A 17378-nucleotide genomic window follows, 5' to 3' on the forward strand; every position below is an offset into this window, starting at 1 on the left:
CGCCGGTCAGTGGCGGGCGGGGTGGAAGACGAGCTGGGTGTCGGCCGGTGACCAGCCGCTGAGGGTCACCATCGGGCCATGGGTCGGCAGCGACGGATCGGGGAAGTCGGCCGGCACCGGGCGCCGGTTCTCGGGGCGCCGGTCCAGCGTCGGGTACTCCACCGGGAACGGCGCGCCCCGCTCGATCGCCCGCTGGTAGAACTCCAGCCACCGGGTGTTGTCGAAGCTGACCGCGGCCACCACCCGGCCCTTGTGGCCGTAGACCCCGACGAACCGGCGCTCCGCCGTCGAGCCCTGGGTGATCATCAGCTCCTCGCCCATCGGGGGCACCCCGACCGACTTGATGTTCACCCCGAACTGCGAGGACCAGAACGCCGGCATCCACAGATGCGGGCGCCGGTCGGCACCGTCGCAGATCATGTTGTGCGCGGCCGTCTCCGCCTGCGCCACCGCGTTGCCCCAGTGTTCGAGGGACAGAAACTGGTACTCGAACAGCGCGTGCGGGGAGCGCGCCACATCGCCCGCCACGAACACGTCGTCGGTGACGATGCCCCGGAAGTCGAAGGCCCGGCAGCCCGCGTCGCAGGCGATGCCCCGGGGCCCGGCGCCGAGCCCCGACCCGTCCAGCCACTCGGTGTTGCGCAGCGAGCCCAGCGAGACCACCACCACGTCCGCCTCGACCACGCTCTCGTCGGACAGATGGACCGCCCGCACCCGCCCGGCCGCGTCGCCCTCCAGCGCGGTCACCGTCACCCGGGTGCGCAGATCCACGCCGTGCTCGCGCATCAGCTCCGCGGCGACCGCCCCGACCACCCCGCCGAGCGCGCCCACCAGCGGCGCGCCCGCCCGCTCCGCGACCGTCACCTCCACGCCCTGCTCCCGGCAGGCGGAGGCGACCTCGCAGCCCGCGAACCCGGCGCCGATCACGAACACCCGGCGCGGCCCCGCGCGCAGCCGCTGGTACAGCCTCGCCGCGTCGTCCCGGGTGCGCAGCAGGAAGACGCCGTCCAGCCGGGCCTCCGACTCCTTCGGCCAGGGCCGGGCGCGCACCCCGGTGGCGATGAGCAGCCGGTCGTACTCCACCTCGTCCCCGTCGGACAGCCGCACCCGCCCGGCCGTCAGATCCAGCCCGGTGGCCGCCACGCCGAGCCGCCACGTGGCGTCGACGTCCCGGCGCCGGGGCAGCTCGGTGCGGTGCGGGTCCGCCCGGCCGAGCAGCACCGCCTTGGACAGCGGCGGCCGGTCGTAGGGTTCGTACGGCTCGTCGCCGATCAGGGTCAGCTCCCCGGCGAAGCCCTCCGTGCGCAGCGTCTCGGCCGCCCGCAGCCCGGCCAGCGAGGCGCCCACGATCGCGATCCGGCCCTCGCGGCGGAGCCGGTCCAGATGCTCAGCGGCCATCGGGGGCCTCCGGGCCCCGGAACGCTCCGTGGCCGTCGACCCCGTCGGCCGTGATCGCCTGCACCGGGCAGGCGGCCACGGCCCGCGCCAGCCGCTCGCGCTGCTCGTGGTCGGGCTGTGGGTCGTAGACCAGCGACTCCTCGCCGTGCATGGCGAAGACGTCCGGCGCGAGGAACGCGCACTGCGCGTACCCCTGACACTTGTTGAGATCGACGACGAGCCTCATCGACGCCCTTCCGGTGGCCAGGGTCCGGGGCGCGCGGCACGCGGCTGGCGCGTGCGGCGGCCCGGACGGCGGTCGTCCCCCGTTCGCCAGCATGGAAGCGAAGCCGGGGGACCCGCGCGCCGGGCACGCCGATCGAGTGAGCGGAGCCCCCGGAGGCCGGAGCATTCAGAGGCCGGAGCGCTCAGAGGCCGGAGCGCTCAGAGGCCGGAGCGCTCAGAGTCCGGAGCCCTCGAAGGCTCGACCGCTCGGAGGCTCGACCGCTCAGAGGCTGGAGAGCTCGTTCACCAGGTCGTCCAGGCCCAGCGAGCCCTGGGAGAGGGCCGCCATGTGCCAGGACTTCAGGTCGAACGACGCGCCGTGCCGCTCCTTCGCCCGCTCCCGGCCCAGCAGCCAGGCCCGCTCGCCGAGCTTGTAGCCGATGGCCTGGCCCGGGATGGTCAGATAGCGGGTCAGCTCGCTCTCCACGAAGTCCGCGGGACGGCTGCTGTGCGCGCCGAAGAACTCCTGCGCCAGCTCCGGCGTCCAGCGCTCACCCGGGTGGAACGGCGAGTCCGCCGGGATCTCCAGCTCCAGGTGCATGCCGATGTCCACGATCACCCGGGCCGCCCGCATCATCTGCGCGTCCAGGTAGCCGAGCCGCTCCTCGGCGTCGCCGAGGTAGCCCAGCTCGTCCATCAGCCGCTCCGCGTACAGCGCCCAGCCCTCGGCGTTGGCGCTGACGCTGCCCACCGTCGCCTGGTAACGGGAGAGGTTCTCGGCCACATGCGCCCACTGGGCGAGCTGGAGGTGGTGGCCGGGCACGCCCTCGTGGTACCAGGTCGACACCAGGTCGTAGACGGGGAAGCGGTCCTGGCCCATGGTGGGCAGCCAGGTGCGGCCGGGCCGGGAGAAGTCCTCCGAGGGGCTCGTGTAGTACGGGGCCGCCGCGCCGCCGGCCGGGGCGATCCGCGACTCCACCCGCCGCACCCGCTCGGCGAGTTCGAAGTGGGTGCCGTCCAGGTCGGCGATCGCCCGGTCCATCAGGTCCTGGAGCCAGTCGCGGACCTCGTCCACGCCGATGTGCCGGCCGTGCTCGTCCAGGTGCGCCAGCGCCACCCAGGGGGTCTCGGCGCCGGGCAGGACCTTCTCCGCCTCGCGCTTCATCTCGCCGAGGATGCGGTGGAATTCGGACCAGCCGTACGCGTACGCCTCGTCCAGGTCCAGGTCGGTGCCGTTGAAGTAGCGCGACCAGCGCGCGTAGCGCTCCCGGCCCACGACGTTCGGGGCGCCCTCGACGGCCGGCGCGTACACGTCCCGCAGCCAGTCGCGCAGCCCGGTCAGGGCGGCGGTGGCGGTACGGGCCGCCTCGTCCAGCTCGGCGCGCAGCGCGGCCGGGCCCGCGGCGGCGAACTCCTCGTACCAGCCGAGGCCCTTGCCGTCCGTGTCGATCCACTCGCCGAGCTGTCCGATGAAGGTCTCGGTCGGCCGGGGCGCCGCGAACAGCTTGCGGTCCAGGCCCAGTTGGAGCGACTCGCGGTAGCCGGCGAGCGCGCCGGGCACCGCGCGCAGCCGCTCGGCGATCGCCGCCCAGTCCTCCTCGGTCTCCGCCGGCATCACGGTGAAGATGTCGCGCACCGAGTGGCCGGGCGTGTGCATGTTGCCGACCGCGCGCAGATGCTCCTGGGCCTCGTGCACGGCGAGTTCGGCGGTCAGCCGCTCCCGCAGCAGCCGGCCGCAGCGCCGCTCCACGTCGCTGTCGGCGCCAGGGCGGCGCTCCGCCTCGTCCAGCTCGGCGAGGGTGGTCCGGGCCAGCTCCGCGAGCGCCTCCTGGCCCGCGGGCGAGTAGTCGGGCAGCGTGCGCGAACTCTCCGGCACACCGAGGTAGGTGCCGGTCACCGGGTCGAGGGCGATCAGCTCGTCGACGTACGCGTCGGCGACCTGGCGGGGCAGCAAGATGTTGATCTCAGACATGCCGCCCATCCTCGTACGGGAGGGATCTCCGCGTCACCCGGGTCGGCGGGGATTCAGCTGTCGGCGTGGCCGGGCGGCAGCAGCGGCCCGCACTCCCACTGCTGGAATATCAACCGGGTCTCCACACGGGCGACTTCGCGGTGCGCCGTGAATTCGTCCAGGACCAGCCGCTGGAGATCGGCCATGTCCGCGACGGCCACATGCACCAGATAGTCGTCGGGGCCGGTCAGATGGAAGACCGAGCGGGCCTCAGGCAGCGCGCGCACCCGCTCCACGAACGGGCCCACCAGCTCCCTGCGGTGCGGTCTGACCTGCACCGAGAGCAGCGCCTGCAGACCGCGGCCGAGCTTGGCCGGATCCAGTTGCAGCCGGTGACCGAGGATCACACCGGAGCGGCGCAGCCGGGTCACCCGGTCCAAACAGGTGGACGGCGCAACCCCGACCTGCGCGGCGAGATCGCGGTAGGTGATCCGGGCGTCGTTCTGCAGCAACCGCAGCAACTGGAGATCCACCGGATCCAGTACGACAGATTCGGCCATCGGCCGAACATAGCACGGGGTTTACCGCTCGTAACCCGTTCGATGTTCACCCTTCCCGTCATGGACACAGCGACCACGGGTGCCTACGACGACGTACGCCCCGCACCGAGAGCCCTCGCCACCGAGGCCGTGCACGCCGGCCGCGACGATCTCGCCCGCCAGGGGCTGCACGCCCCGCCGATCGACCTGTCCACGACCTACCCCTCCTACGACAGCCGGGGCGAGGCCGCGCGCATCGACGCCTTCGCCACCGACGGCGCCGACCCGGTGGGCCCGCCCGTCTACGGCCGGCTCGGCAACCCGACCGTCGCCCGCTTCGAGACCGCGCTGGCCCGGCTGGAGGGCACCGAGTCCGCCGTCGCGTTCGCCAGCGGGATGGCCGCCCTCAGCGCGGTGCTGCTCGCGCGCTCGGCGACCGGCCTGCGCCATGTCGTGGCGGTACGGCCGCTCTACGGCTGCAGCGATCACCTGTTGACCGCCGGGCTGCTCGGCACCGAGGTGACCTGGACCGACCCGGCCGGGATCACCGACGCGCTGCGCCCGGACACCGGCCTGGTGATGGTCGAGTCCCCGGCCAACCCGACCCTCACCGAGCTGGACCTGCGGGCCGTCGCGCACGCCTGCGGCTCGGTGCCGCTGCTGGTCGACAACACCTTCGCCACGCCGGTGCTCCAGCGCCCGGCCGAGCAGGGCGCGCGCCTGGTGCTGCACAGCGCGACCAAGTACCTCGGCGGGCACGGGGACGTGCTGGCCGGGGTGGTGGCCTGCGACGAGGAGATGGCCGGCCGGCTGCGCCAGATCCGCTTCGCCACCGGTGGCGTCCTGCACCCGCTGGCCGGATACCTGCTGCTGCGCGGCCTGTCCACCCTGCCGGTCCGGGTCCGGGCGGCCTCCGCGAGCGCCGCCGAACTGGTGCGCCGTCTCGCCTCGGACCCGCGGGTGTCCACGGTCCACTACCCGCGCATCGGCGGCGCGATGATCGCCTTCGAGGTGCGGGGCGATCCGCACGAGCTGATCTCCCGGGTGCGGCTGATCACCCCCGCGGTGAGCCTGGGCAGCGTGGACACCCTCATCCAGCACCCCGCGTCCATCAGCCACCGCATCGTGGACGCCGACGACCGCCGGGGCGCGGGGGTCGGCGACAAGCTGCTGCGGCTCTCGGTCGGGCTGGAGGACGTGGACGACCTCTGGTCCGACCTGGACCAGGCGCTCGGGGAGCGGACCCGGGTGCCGGTCGGGGCGGCGGAGGCGACGGGCTGACGGACCGCCGACGGGTCACGCCTCTCCCAGCGGTGCGGTGCCCGAGGGACCCGGGGGAGGCGACCCACCGGCCCCTGCCGGACCCGCGCGGGCACGGACCCGAGGGGGCCGGGTCCGGAGGGGGCCCGGTCCGGAGTGAGCCCCCTCCGGAGAGGGCACGGACCCGAGTGAGCGCAGTCCGGAGGGAGCCTGGTCGGGAGGGGGCCCAGTTCCGATTGCGGACCCTAGGGGCCCGGTCCCGAGGGGGCTCGGTCTGGAGGGGGCCCGGTCCTGAGAGGGGCCCGGCGCCGCCCTGGCGGTGTCAGTCCCGGTGGGCCCTGTCGTACGTCGGGCGTGGTGCGGGCTCCGCGGTCAGGCGTGCCGTGATCACCAGCGTGCCCTCCTCCACCTGGTAGTCCAGCGGCAGCCCGAGGCCCCGCATCGCCGCGACCATCCCCGTGTTGGACGCCTGCGTCACCGCGTACACACTGTCGCAGTGGGCCTCCCGGGCCATCCCCACCAGCCGCCGCAGCAGCTCCGCGCCGACGCCCCGCCGCTGCCAGTCGTCCTCGATCAGCAGCGCGATCTCCGTCTCGTCGCCGTCCCACAGCAGATGCCCGAGACCGACGATCCGCCCGGTGGACGTCTGCGCGGCGAGCGTCCGCCCGAAGCGGGGGCTGAGGAGATGGTGGAGGTAGCGGTCGGCGTCGCCGACGGGACCGTGGTAGCGCAGCGTCAGCGTGCGGTCCGAGCAACGCTCGTGCATCGCCTTCGCCGCCGCCAGCTCACCGGTGTCGATCCGTCGTACGGCGATGTCGTCGCCCTCGGGCAGCGTCAGCAGGTCCTGCCCGTCCGGGAGCCGCGGTCCCAGCCGGGCGTCCAGCTCGACCAGCGCCCGCGCCCGCGCGAACTCGGTGGGCGTGAACGGCAGATACGGCCGCTCCACGCTGAGCACGCCGCCCTCCGGCGCCCGCAGCCGCAGCACCGTGTCCTCCAACACCCCTTCCGCCGGTACCGATTCCTGGTCGCGGCCCCGGCCGGGCAGCGAGCGGATGGTGCACCGGCCGAGCAACTGCCGCAGTGCCAGCGGCAGTTCCGCCGCGTCCAGCGCCGTACGGGTGGCCAGACCCAGCACCCGGGTCGGGGCGTCGACCAGATCGTGGGCGTCGGCCCGCTCGATGTACGTGGACGTGCCCCCGGCCGCCGCGACCGCCCGCGTCAGCTCCGCCGCGCTCAGCGCCCCCGGCGCCCGCAGCAGGAACTCGTCCACGGTGCCGTCGGCCAGCGGATGCGTCTGGAGGCTCAGGATGTCCACCCGGTGCTTGGCCAGCGCCGTGCACAGCGCGGCCAGCGAACCGGGCTCGTCCTTGACCGTCGTGCGCATCCGCCACAGCGTGCTGGTCCCGGTCACCCCGTCGGCGCCGTCGCCCGGCCCGGCCGACCGCGCGGGGGCGGCCTGCCGGGCACTGGTATCACCGGCCGGGGGCGGGGGCGGTGCATGGCCGTGGCGCCGCGCCCACCAGGTGTGGAAGCCCGCCGTCGCGGCCAGCGCGAGCGCCGAGATCATCAGCAGGGCCGGGCCGTCGGGGCCGTGCCCGATCAGGTTCGCCACCCCGTCGGCCACGGCGACGGCCGTGAAGAGGGCGGCCAGTTCCACGAGGTCCCGCCGCCAGTGGTGCACGGGCCGGCCGTGCCGGGCGCGGGTCACATCAGACATATCCGGAGTCATACAACCACTGTGAAGGAAGCGTGTTGCCTGATCACGAACTGTTTGTGACCGACAGGTAAAGCATGCTCCGCCCTATTTGTGACATCTTTTACGATCGCTCGTGCCCGGCTCCTGATCGAAGCGGCCCGGAGCCGCGCCCGACACGGGGAAAGCCCGCCCGCCGCACCCGAGTTGAGGGTGCCGCGCGCCGGGGGATGACGCCGGCGCGCGACATGGCTCGTAGCGTACGGGAACCGGCGGGGCAACCGTCGATCACTGGCCGACCCGGCCGGGCTGGAGCGTCCGGGTGAACAGCACGGTGCCGTCGTACTCCCGCAGCCGTACCGTCAGCTCGCCGCTCGCGCCGTCGATGTCGACCTCGCCGAAGAACTGATAGCCCTCGGCCGGCGAGACATTGGCGGCGGTCGGCGCCTTGACGAACACGCGGTCCGGACCGAACGTGCCGTCCAGTTCGCTGGCCGGGAACGCGCCGGCGTTGAGCGGGCCCGAGACGAACTCCCAGAACGGCTCGAAGTCCTTGAACGCGGCCCGCGCGGGGTCGTAGTGCTGCGCGGAGGTGTGGTGCACATCGGCGGTCAGCCACACCGTGCCGGTGATCCGGCGGTGCTTGACGAACCGCAGCAGCTCCGCGATCTGGAGCTCACGGCCGAGCGGCGCGCCGGGGTCGCCCTGGGCCACCGCCTCGAAGTTCGGCCTGCCCTCCACCGGGTCCGGCACGACCAGGCCGAGCGGCATGTCGTTGGCGATCACCTTCCACACCGCGCGGGACGCGGCCAGCTCGCGCTTGAGCCACTCCAGCTGCTCGCGGCCGAGGATGCCCACCGGGTCGGTGGTCTGGTCGTCGGGGGAGTTGGCGTTGCGGTAGCTGCGCATGTCCAGCACGAACACGTCCAGCAGCGGGCCGTGGCGCAGGGCGCGGTAGACGCGACCGTCCGGGCGGGCGCCGAGGGTGGAGACCGGGAAGTACTCGGCGAAGGCGCGGCGGGAGCGGCGCGCGAGATCGTCGAGGCGGGTGCCGGCCGGGTAGGGGGTGCCGGAGCCGATGACCTCGCCTGGGTACCAGTTGTTGCGGACCTCGTGGTCGTCCCACTGGACGATGCCGGGGACCTGGGCGTTGAACCGGCGCAGGGCCCCGTCCAGCAGGTTGTAGCGGAAGTTGCCCCGGTAGTCGTCCAGGGTGATCGCGACGTGCGACTTCGCCTCGGTGGTGACGCTGCGGTACAGGCTCCCGTCGGGCAGCGCGGCGGTCGCCGGGATCGGGCCGTCGGCGTAGATGTTGTCGCCGCTGCACAGGAAGAAGTCGGGGTCGGTCCTCGCCATGGCGTCGAAGATGCGGTAACCGCCGATCGACTCGTTGATGCCCCAGCCCTGTCCGGCGAGGTCGCCCGACCACACGAAGCGCACCCCCCGGCGCCGCTGGTCCGGCGCGGTGCGGAAGGTGCCGGTCACCGGCTCGCCGGTGCGCCGCGGGTCGTCCGGGTCGGCCAGTGTCACCCGGTAGTGGATCTGCTCGCCCGCGGGCAGCCCGCGCAGCCGGGTGGTGCCGGTGAAGTCGGTGTCCGCGCCGAGCAGCGGGCCCCGCCAACTGCGCGGAGCACGGAACGACTCCGTCGCCGCCGTCTCCACGATCATCCGGGCCGGCCGGTCCGCGCGCACCCACACCAGCCCGGCGTCCGCCGTCACGTCCCCTGCCTGCACCCCCCCCAGTCCGCCCGGGGGCGCCCGGACAGCGCGAACGCCGGGGCGGCGGCGAGCCCGCCGGGCAGGGCCAGTGCCGCCGACGCGGCGAGCGAGCCGCGCAGAACACCGCGGCGACCGGGGAGCGAACGGTCCGACATGACAACGCCTCCAGCGACAAGATCCGACCAGTGTGCGCAGCCACACCTACGGGGGCGGCGAGGCGCGCACGCGAACCGCCGGTGAACAACCGACCGCATCGGTACGGGACTTGGCCGACACGGCGCGACGCTCCCGGGCCGGTGAACGTGCGTGAGCCGATCGGGTGAACCGGGCGGGAACGGATGGATCGGCGCGGCGCCCGCGCGATAGCTGTGGAGCGAGCCCGCGCGTGGAGCGGGAGTGTCTGCGGTGAGGATGATCGTGCGAGTTAAAGCGGTTCTGGTGGCCCTGGTCGCGGCCGGTGCGGTGCTGGGTCTGACGGCCCCCGCGCAGGCGGACACGACAGGGGACGTCGTGGTCTTCTCCACCGAGGCGCAGCCGCTGGACGTGTACCGCGACCCGGCGGGCTGCCAGCGGCTGCCCGCGCTCGCCCATGTCCTGTCGAACCTCTCGGACCAGCCGGTGCGGATCTACGGCAACCCGTTCTGCCTCGGCCCCGCGCTGGTGGTCCAGCCCGGATACGGAACGCATGTGCCGGGCGGCGCGGGCTCGTTCTCGGCCTAGCCCGCCGCCGGAGAGTCCCGTCGGCTCCCGTCCAGGATCACCCGGGCCACCAGCGCCGGATCGTCGTTCATCGGGCAGTGTCCGCAGCCGGGCAGGCGGATCAGCCGGGCGTGCGGGATGGTCTGCTTGGCACGGACGCCCTGGCGGCGCAGCAGGAGCCGGTCCCTGCTGCCCCAGGCGACCGTGACCGGCAGCCCGGGCAGCGGGTCGGTGAAGCGGACGGCGTTGCCGGACCGCAGGGTCGCCGTGAAGCCCGTCGCCTCCACCAGCGCCCGGGTCTCGGCCACCACGGCGGCGGGGTCCCGGCGGGCGGGGCGGGCGTAGATGGTGCTCATCAGCGCGGTGCGGCCCGCCGTGCTGCGGCTGAGCCGCTCCACCACGGGCACCGGCAGCCGCTGGGCGATCCCGCGCATCGCCAGCAGTGTCGCGAAGGCGTACCGCCGCTCGGCCTCCGTCCAGAACCCGGCGGGGGACAGGGCGGTGACGGACCGTACGCGCTTCTCGCGACCCAGCTCCAGCGCGAGCAGGCCGCCCAGCGAGTTGCCCGCGATGTGCGGGCGGTCCAGCCCCAGCGTCTCGAACAGGGCGCCCAGTACGGCGTTGGTCGTGGGCAGGTCGTAGGCGAGGGCGGGCGGCAGCGCGGGGGAGGCGCCGAACCCGGGCAGGTCGACCGCGATCACCTCGCGCTCGGTGGCGAGGATGTCCACCACCGGGTCCCAGGCCTGCCGGTGGTGCCCGATGCCGTGCAGCAGGACCAGCGGCTCGCCGCGCCCCACGCGCGCGTAGGACACGGCCACGTCCTCGGGGCCGCGCGGGGTCGGGACGGTGAAGGAGGCGGTGGCGGACATGGGTGCTCCTCGGCTCGACTGCTGACGGACGCCGTAGACAGCTTGTCAGCAATCACTACCGACGGGTAGCCCGGGGCGCGGGCCATGACCGGCGAGACGGCCCGGGGCGCGGACCCGGACCCGCACCGGTGTCAACCCGCCTGCCGCACCTCGATGTTGAAGTCCGGGTGCCCGAACACCCGCGACATCTGCAACCACAGCGGCAGATACATCTCCGTGGCCCGCGCCGCCGCGATGCCCCCGAGATCCAGTACCCGCCCGGCCGGCCACCCGAAGTCGCCCAGCCACGCCGTCACCCGCTCCTTCGCGCCCGCGTCCTCCCCGCACACGAACAGCTGATGCCCGCCTGGCACCCGCCCCGGGTCCACCATCACCTTCACATTGACGGTGTTCAGCGTCTTGACCACCCGCGCCCCGGGGAACGCCCGCTGGATCCGCTCGCCCATGCTGTCCGACTCCACCGGGTCGAGCCGGGGCAGCCCGCCCTCGAAGGACAGCGGGTTGCAGACGTCGACCAGGATCTTGCCGTCCAGATGCGCGGCGCCCGCCGCCCGCAGCGCGTCCAGCGCCACCCGCCCGCTCACCGCGTTGATCACCGCCTCGCCCGCCTCCGCGGCCCCCGCGAACGTCCCCGCGTGCGCCCGCCCGGCCACCGCCGTCGCCCACTCCCGCGCCACCGGGTTGTCCGCGGTGCGCGACCCCAGCGTCACCTCGTGCCCCAGCTCCACCAAACGCCCCGCCAGCGTCCGCCCCACCTCGCCCGTGCCCAGCACCCCATACCGCATCGCACACCTCCGGCTCACCGGCCGCCGGCCCCCGGCGGTCCGCGCGGTCATTGTGATCCGGCGCGTTCGCGAGCGGCCAGATTCCGAGTGGACAGCGCCGGGGCGTGTCGGATGGGATGAGGACATGACCGCCGACCCCGCGACCGACGTCTTCGAGGAGCACCGGAGCCTGCTCACCGGCGTCGCCTACCGCATGCTCGGCCGCGTCGCCGACGCCGAGGACGTCGTCCAGGACGCCTGGCTGCGCTGGTCCCGCGCCGAGCGCGCGGAGGTCCGCGAACCCCGCGCCTACCTGGTGCGGATCACCACCCGACTGGCCATCGACCGGCTGCGCCAGGTGCAGTCGCGCGCCGAGTCGTACGTCGGACCGTGGCTGCCGGAGCCCTGCGTCACCGAGTACGGCGACGCCGCCCCCGACGCCGCCGACCGCGCCGTTCTCGCCGACACCGTCTCCCTGGCCGTCCTGGTCGTCCTGGAGTCGCTGTCGCCCCTGGAGCGCGCCGTGTTCGTGCTGCGGGAGGCGTTCGGCTTCCCGTTCGCCGAGATCGCCGCCCTGCTCGACCGCGGCGAACCCGCGGTACGACAACTCGCCGGGCGGGCCCGTCGGCATGTGGAGGAGCGGCGGCCGCGCTACGACGTCGACCCGGGCCGGCGCCGCGAACTGACAGAGCGTTTCCTGGCCGCCGCGTCCGGGGGCGATCTGGACGGGCTGATGGCGGTGCTCGCGCCGGACGTGCGGCTGGTCTCCGACGGCGGCGGCAAGGTCAAGGCGGCCCTGCGGATCCTGCACAGCGCGGACAAGGTGGCCCGTTTCCTGGCCGCCGTGGCGCCCACCGCGGGAGCCGGTGCCACGCTGCGGCTGCTGGAGGCCAACGGCGGCCCGGCCGTCCTGGTCCTGTCCGGCGGCAGACCCGACAGCCTCTTCCAACTGGACGCCACGGAGGGCCGCGTGACCTCGGTCTACATCCAGCGCAACCCCGACAAGCTGCGCCACCTGGCCGCGCACTGAACCGCATGCGGACCCGAGCCCCCGTCCCGCGGCGGGGGCTTTGCCGTGATGTCATCCGGATCACCGCGTACGAACGCCTCGTGAACGCTCCGCTGCGGCCCTCCTCCGCGTTCGCCCGGGGAACGAGGATTGGTCTTGACCAAGGGTGTCGGCCGCCCTATGGTCGGCAGAGAAGTGCAACAACCTTTAATAAACAAGGGCGCTAAAAACCGCCGCACCACGGCTCTTGCGGAGGACAGGGTGGGGACCACGCAGCTGGATTCGGTGCAGGAACCGAAGTACTGGCATCTCAGGACCGTGCTCAGCGAGGCGCTCGACTCCGAGTTCTCGGTCGGCGAGATCCTGCCCAATGAGCGCGATCTGGCCGCCCGCTTCGGCGTGGCCCGCGCGACGCTCCGTCAGGCCCTCGAACAGCTGGAGCTGGAGGGCCGGTTGCAGCGCCGCCGGGGCGTCGGCACCACCGTCGCGCCGCCGCGCGTGGGGGTGGCCGTCGACGGCGAGCAGCACGCCTGGCCCGGCGCCGCCGGGGACGCCTGGCAGGCCGTCGACTGCGTCCAGGAGATTCCGGCCGCGGCCGTCGCCGCCGCCCTGGAGACCGGCGCGGAGGAGAGCGTGCACACCGTGCGCCGCTCCCGGATGTCGGGCGGCCAGCTGGTCGCCACCGAACTCCTGCACATCCCGGCCACCTCGGTGCCCGGCCTCACCGCGATCGACGCGCCCTCCGGCGCGGCCCGCGCGCGTGCGGTGCTGCGGGAGCTGCACCATCTGGACCTGGAGGGCCAGGACCGCGCCGTCGAACTGGGCTCGGCCCGCGCCGACGACGCCCGGGAACTGGACCGGCTGCCCGGCTCGCCCGTCCTGGTCGTCACCACCCGCTTCACCGCCCACGGCCGCACCGCCGCCCTCTCCGTGGCGACCTACCGCGCCGACACCTGCCGGCTGACCTTCGGCGACAGCGCGGGCGTGGAGATCCATCACGACCCCGCCCGACGGGCCTCCTGAGCACTCTTCGACTCACCCGGCGCACCGGCCCGGCACCCCGGCCGGTGCGGGGGAGCCGTGGCCGACACCGTGTCGCCCGGCCGCGGGACGCTCCTATGATTCCGGCAACCACGCATCGCGAGGAGGCCGTTCCGCCATGAGCCGCATCCAGCCCGCAGCACAGGTACCGGCGCACGAGGAGCTGCGCGTCCCCGTGCACGGCGGCGATCTGGCCGTACTGCGCTGGCCCGCCGCCGACCCCGGCGCCCCCGTGGTGCTGGCCCTGCACGGCATCACCGCCAACGGCCTGTCCTGGGCGCGGGTCGCCCACCACCTGGCCGGCCGCGTCACCCTGCTCGCCCCCGACCTGCGCGGCCGGGCCCGCAGCGCCGACCTGCCCGGCCCGTACGGCATCGCCGCGCACGCCGACGACATGGCCGCCGTGGCCGCGCGGCTGGCGCCCGGCCCCGTGGTGCTCACCGGCCACTCCATGGGCGCCTTCACCGCCGCGCTGACCGCCGTACGCCACCCCGGCCTGCCCTCGTCGCTGCTGCTCGTCGACGGCGGCGTGACCTTCCCGGTGCCGACCGGACTGGAGCCCGACGAGCTGATCGCCGCCGTACTCGGCCCGGCCATGGCCCGGCTGTCCATGACCTTCGAGGACCGGGACGCCTACCGGGCGTTCTGGCAGCGGCACCCGGGCTTCGCCGCCGCCTGGTCGCCCTGGGTGGACGCCTACATCCAGCGCGATCTCATCGGCGCGGAACCCGAGTTGCGCTCCTCCTGCGCGCTGGAGGCGGTCCGCGTCGACGGCATCGACCAGCTCGGCGGCGAGGTGGCCGAGGCGATCCACCGGCTGCCGCTGCCCGCCCGGCTGCTCTGGGCGGAACGCGGCCTGATGGACGAGCCGCAGGGCCTGTACGACGACGACCGCCTCGCCGCCGCGAAGCTCGACCCCGAGCGGGTCCGCACCCGCCGCGTCCCCGGCACCAACCACTACACGATCCTCGTCGGCGACCCCGGCGCCCGGCTGGTGGCGGACCAGCTGCTGGCCGAGGCGGGCGGCACGGCGCCGTAGACGGCGCGGGCCCGCGCACCGTACGCGTCCCGCGCGGGTGCCGTACGCGTCCCGCCCGGGTGCCGTCAGCGGCGCGCCGTCACCGTGCCCTCCACCGCGAACAGTTGCTCCTCCACATGGTCCAGGGCCAGCCGCAGCGCCCCCGTGGCCACGGCCGCCTCGCCCAGTGCCGACAGCGCCACCCGGGGCGGCCGCAGACAGTAGCGGGCCAGTTCGCGGCGCAGCGGTTCCAGGACGCCGTCCAGTCCGGCCGCCCAGCCGCCGACCACGACCAGCTCCGGGTCGAGCGCCAGCACCAGCGCGGCCACATCGTGCACCAGCCGCTGGATGAACCGCTCCACGGCCGCCCGCGCCCGCAGATCGCCCTCCCGCGCCAGCGCGAACACCTGGGCCACCGCCTGCTCGTCCAGCGGGTGCAAGGGCTCGTCGGTGGTGGACAGCAGCGTCTCCGGGGTGGCCTCCCGGCCCAGCAGATGCAGCGCGCCGATCTCGCCCGCCGCCCCGCCGAAGCCGCGGTGCAGCCGACCGCCGATCAGCGCGCCCGCCCCAGGGCTCAGCCCGGCCAGCACGAACACCACGTCGTCGGTCTCGTCCGCCACGCCCTTCCAGTGCTCGGCGACCGCCGCCGCGTTGGCGTCGTTCTCCACCAGCACCGGACACTTGAAGGAACGGCTCAGCCGCTCACCGAGGTTCAGGCCCGTCCACTGCGGCAGCGCCGTGCTCAGCCGGACCGTGCCGTCCGCCGCCACGATGCCGGGCGTGCCCACGCCCACCGCGCGCAGCGAGTCCCGGGGGACCCCGCAGCGCCGCAGCAGTTCGGCCACCGCGCCCCGCAGCCGGTCCAGGCGCTCGTCCGCCGGTGCCGTCTCGGTGACCTCCTTGGCCTGCCGGCCCAACACCCGCCCGTCCAGGTCGGACAGCAGCGCCGCGACCCGGTGCGGGCCGATCTCCAGGCCCAGCAGATGCCCCGCCTCGGCCCGGAACCGGAACCGCCGGGCCGGGCGCCCCTGCCGCCGCGCGATCCCCTCGTCGGCGGCCCGCTCCACCACGAGCCCCGCCTCGATCAGGCCCTCCACCACGCCCTCGACCGTGGGCCGGGACAGCCCGGTGACCCGGGCGATCTCGGTGAGCGTCGCACAGTCCGTGGCCCGCAGCGCGTGCAGCACCACCGCGGAATTGATCCTTCGCAGCAGCGAGGGATCGCCGCCGGTCAGCTGGCCCACCGTCGGTCCTCCCAGCTCGCGGGCGTGTTGGCCGGATCGTACTCGTCCCGCACCGCCCCGGCGAGCGCCGGGCCGGACCGGAGCGGAAGCGGCGGCTCAGCGCGGCTCCACGAACCCCGACTCGTACGCCGCGATCACCGCCTGGGTGCGGTCGCGCGCGCCGAGCTTGGCCAGTACGGCGCTCACATGCGACTTGACCGTCTCCGCGCCCACCACGAGACCGGCGGCGATCTCCGCGTTGGACAGCCCGCGCGCCATCAGCCGCAGCACCTCCGTCTCCCGCTCGGTCAGCCGCGCCCGCTCCAGGACGGGCCGCGCGGGCCGCCCTTGGCCGTCGCCGTACCGCTCGGCGAGCCGTCGTACCGAGGCCGGAAACAGCAGCGACTCGCCCTCGGCGACCAGCCGTACCGCGTGCACGATCTCGGCGGGCCGGGCCCGCTTCAGCAGAAACCCGTCGGCGCCCGCGCGCAGCGCCTCGTACACGTACTCGTCGTCCTCGAAGGTGGTCACCACGAGGATCTTCGGCGGGTCGGCGACCGTGCGCAGCACCGCGCGGGTGGCCTCGATGCCGTCCAGCAGCGGCATCCGCACATCCATGGCCACGACATCGGGCCGCAGCCGCCGCACCAGCGGGATCACCGCCGCGCCGTCCGCCGCCTCGCCCACCACCTCGATGTCGGGCTGCGCCCCGAGCACGGCCCGCAGCCCCGCGCGGACCAGTGGTTCGTCGTCGACGAGAAGTACGGTGACCGGCATCCGGCCAGCCTAGAACACCCCCGAGGGCCCTCAGCCCAGCGGCAGTTCGACCCGGACCAGCCATTCGTCCCGCTCCGGGCCGGTGTGCGCGGTGCCGCCGAGCAGGGCGGCGCGCTCCCGTATGCCGCGCAGCCCGCTGCCCCGGCCCGGGCCGGGTATCGGCTCCGGCAGCGCGTTGCGCACCCGCAGCAACAGCCGCTCGTCGGTGACCGCGACCCGGACCCGCACGGGTACGGCGCCCGCGTGCCGCAGCACATTCGTCAGCGACTCCTGGAGGATGCGGTAGCCCTCGCGCGACACCGGCCCCGGCACCGCCGCGACCGGCCCCGACACCTCGGCGTCCACCAGCGCCCCCGAGGCCCGCGCCGATTCCAGCAGCCTGTCCGCCTCGGCCAGCGTGGGCCGGGCGCTCGCCGGCCGCTCGGCCTCGCGCAGCACCCCCAGCACCCGCTCCAGATCGGCGAGCGCGGCCCGGCCGGTCTCCTCGATCGCGCCGAGCGCCCGGTCGGTGAACTCCGGATCGCCCGCCGCGCGCGCCGCACCCGCCTGCACCACCGCCACCGTCAGCGCGTGCCCGATGGAGTCGTGCAACTCCCGGGCGATCCGGGTCCGTTCGAGCAGCCGCTCGGTGCGCTCCTCCAGCGCGGCCAGCCGCTCGGCGGCCGACGGCCCGAGCAACCAGCGCGCGCACGCCGTGATCAGCGCGCCCAGGCCGACGACCGCGCCGTACAGGGCGAGCAGCGGGAGGGGGGACAGCAGGGCCCAGGCGGGCGCCGCTGACAGCAGGTCCAGCAGCGGCATCCCGGACGGTGTGTGACCCCACGCGCAGCGCGCCAGCTCGACCGAGGTGACGAGCGACCACGCCGTGGCGAAGCAGGTCACCCAGCCGAGCACCCAGCGCAGCTCCAGCCATCCCACCGTGCGCAGCCGGTCCCGCCAGCTCGCCGCCGGGGCCTCGGATATGCCGGACTCCGGCACGTCGGGTGTCAGCATCAACCGCGCCTGCACCCCCTCGCCCCGGCGGACGGCGGGCAGCAGTCCGAGCGGGACGAGTACCAGGGCGGGCACCCAGGGACGCTCGGGGTCGATGAAGAGCCACAGACTCTCCATCAGTATCGGCACCCACAGATGCAGCAGCCGTGTGTACGTCGTCCCGCGCAGCAACGGGCGCAGGAGGCGGACCATGGGCACATCGTCGCACCCGCCACTGACAA

Annotated in this window: 15 protein-coding genes and 1 pseudogene; 5 read left to right on the plus strand and 11 right to left on the minus strand. The window is 74.4% G+C overall.

All coding sequences use genetic code 11. The features are described from left to right. Positions 1 to 6 precede the first annotated feature (6 nt). The 4 genes from ACLF5H_RS09070 to ACLF5H_RS09085 all read right to left on the minus strand — a co-directional run bounded on the left by ACLF5H_RS09070 (position 7) and on the right by ACLF5H_RS09085 (position 4113). A complete protein-coding gene (locus tag ACLF5H_RS09070) occupies positions 7 to 1398 on the minus strand; it encodes an NAD(P)/FAD-dependent oxidoreductase (RefSeq protein ID WP_421675539.1) in 1392 nt (463 codons plus the stop codon). Continuing rightward, complete coding sequence (locus ACLF5H_RS09075; protein WP_421675540.1) at positions 1388 to 1624, minus strand: ferredoxin; 237 nt, start codon at positions 1622 to 1624, stop codon at positions 1388 to 1390. The genes ACLF5H_RS09070 and ACLF5H_RS09075 overlap by 11 nt, the downstream gene beginning before the upstream one ends. A gap of 261 nt (positions 1625 to 1885) precedes the next feature. Beyond that, positions 1886 to 3574 (minus strand): DUF885 domain-containing protein, encoded by a 1689-nt coding sequence (locus tag ACLF5H_RS09080; RefSeq protein ID WP_421675541.1) that lies wholly within the window; start codon positions 3572 to 3574, stop codon positions 1886 to 1888. A gap of 53 nt (positions 3575 to 3627) precedes the next feature. Then, positions 3628 to 4113: an Lrp/AsnC family transcriptional regulator gene (locus ACLF5H_RS09085; RefSeq protein ID WP_162134085.1), complete on the minus strand. Its 486-nt coding sequence runs from the start codon at positions 4111 to 4113 to the stop codon at positions 3628 to 3630. A gap of 60 nt (positions 4114 to 4173) precedes the next feature. On the opposite strand from ACLF5H_RS09085, the gene ACLF5H_RS09090 reads away from it, so the two are divergent. Further along, complete coding sequence (locus tag ACLF5H_RS09090; RefSeq protein WP_421675542.1) at positions 4174 to 5373, plus strand: trans-sulfuration enzyme family protein; 1200 nt, start codon at positions 4174 to 4176, stop codon at positions 5371 to 5373. Positions 5374 to 5674: 301 nt separating this feature from the next. Here ACLF5H_RS09090 and ACLF5H_RS09095 read toward each other — a convergent pair whose 3' ends face one another. Together ACLF5H_RS09095 and ACLF5H_RS09100 are read right to left on the minus strand one after the other, a co-directional pair. Next, positions 5675 to 7069: a GNAT family N-acetyltransferase gene (locus ACLF5H_RS09095; RefSeq protein WP_421675543.1), complete on the minus strand. Its 1395-nt coding sequence runs from the start codon at positions 7067 to 7069 to the stop codon at positions 5675 to 5677. Positions 7070 to 7333: 264 nt separating this feature from the next. Further along, positions 7334 to 8919: pseudogene (locus tag ACLF5H_RS09100) on the minus strand (alkaline phosphatase D family protein). Positions 8920 to 9175: 256 nt separating this feature from the next. Here ACLF5H_RS09100 and ACLF5H_RS09105 point away from each other — a divergent pair. Further along, a complete protein-coding gene (locus tag ACLF5H_RS09105) occupies positions 9176 to 9484 on the plus strand; it encodes a hypothetical protein (protein ID WP_421675621.1) in 309 nt (102 codons plus the stop codon). Here the strand turns inward: ACLF5H_RS09105 and ACLF5H_RS09110 are convergent. Together ACLF5H_RS09110 and ACLF5H_RS09115 are read right to left on the minus strand one after the other, a co-directional pair. Further along, positions 9481 to 10332 (minus strand): alpha/beta fold hydrolase, encoded by an 852-nt coding sequence (locus tag ACLF5H_RS09110; RefSeq protein WP_421675544.1) that lies wholly within the window; start codon positions 10330 to 10332, stop codon positions 9481 to 9483. The two genes, ACLF5H_RS09105 and ACLF5H_RS09110, sit on opposite strands and share 4 nt — an antisense overlap. 131 nt (positions 10333 to 10463) lie before the next feature. Beyond that, entirely contained in the window at positions 10464 to 11117 is a 654-nt protein-coding gene (locus tag ACLF5H_RS09115) for an NADPH-dependent F420 reductase (protein ID WP_421675545.1), read from the minus strand. A 124-nt stretch (positions 11118 to 11241) separates the two neighbouring features. On the opposite strand from ACLF5H_RS09115, the gene ACLF5H_RS09120 reads away from it, so the two are divergent. The 3 genes from ACLF5H_RS09120 (at position 11242) to ACLF5H_RS09130 (ending at position 14185) form a co-directional block, all read left to right on the plus strand. Continuing rightward, a complete protein-coding gene (locus ACLF5H_RS09120; RefSeq protein WP_421675546.1) occupies positions 11242 to 12126 on the plus strand; it encodes an RNA polymerase sigma-70 factor in 885 nt (294 codons plus the stop codon). 240 nt (positions 12127 to 12366) lie between these two features. Beyond that, a complete protein-coding gene (locus ACLF5H_RS09125; protein ID WP_421675547.1) occupies positions 12367 to 13128 on the plus strand; it encodes a GntR family transcriptional regulator in 762 nt (253 codons plus the stop codon). A gap of 136 nt (positions 13129 to 13264) precedes the next feature. Then, on the plus strand, positions 13265 to 14185 hold the full coding sequence (locus ACLF5H_RS09130) for an alpha/beta hydrolase (protein WP_421675548.1): 921 nt from the start codon (positions 13265 to 13267) through the stop codon (positions 14183 to 14185). 65 nt (positions 14186 to 14250) lie between these two features. Here ACLF5H_RS09130 and ACLF5H_RS09135 read toward each other — a convergent pair whose 3' ends face one another. The 3 genes from ACLF5H_RS09135 to ACLF5H_RS09145 all read right to left on the minus strand — a co-directional run bounded on the left by ACLF5H_RS09135 (position 14251) and on the right by ACLF5H_RS09145 (position 17349). Beyond that, a complete protein-coding gene (locus ACLF5H_RS09135) occupies positions 14251 to 15408 on the minus strand; it encodes an ROK family transcriptional regulator (protein ID WP_421675549.1) in 1158 nt (385 codons plus the stop codon). 96 nt (positions 15409 to 15504) lie between these two features. After that, positions 15505 to 16164 carry a response regulator gene (locus tag ACLF5H_RS09140; protein ID WP_421675550.1) on the minus strand — a complete coding sequence of 220 codons (660 nt, stop codon included), beginning with the start codon at positions 16162 to 16164 and terminating at the stop codon, positions 15505 to 15507. 30 nt (positions 16165 to 16194) lie between these two features. Then, a complete protein-coding gene (locus ACLF5H_RS09145) occupies positions 16195 to 17349 on the minus strand; it encodes a sensor histidine kinase (protein ID WP_421675551.1) in 1155 nt (384 codons plus the stop codon). Positions 17350 to 17378: the final 29 nt, after the last annotated feature.

Origin of the sequence: Streptomyces sp. LaBMicrA B280, assembly GCF_049222185.1 — a bacterium.
In the GTDB taxonomy this organism is placed as follows: domain Bacteria; phylum Actinomycetota; class Actinomycetes; order Streptomycetales; family Streptomycetaceae; genus Streptomyces; species Streptomyces murinus.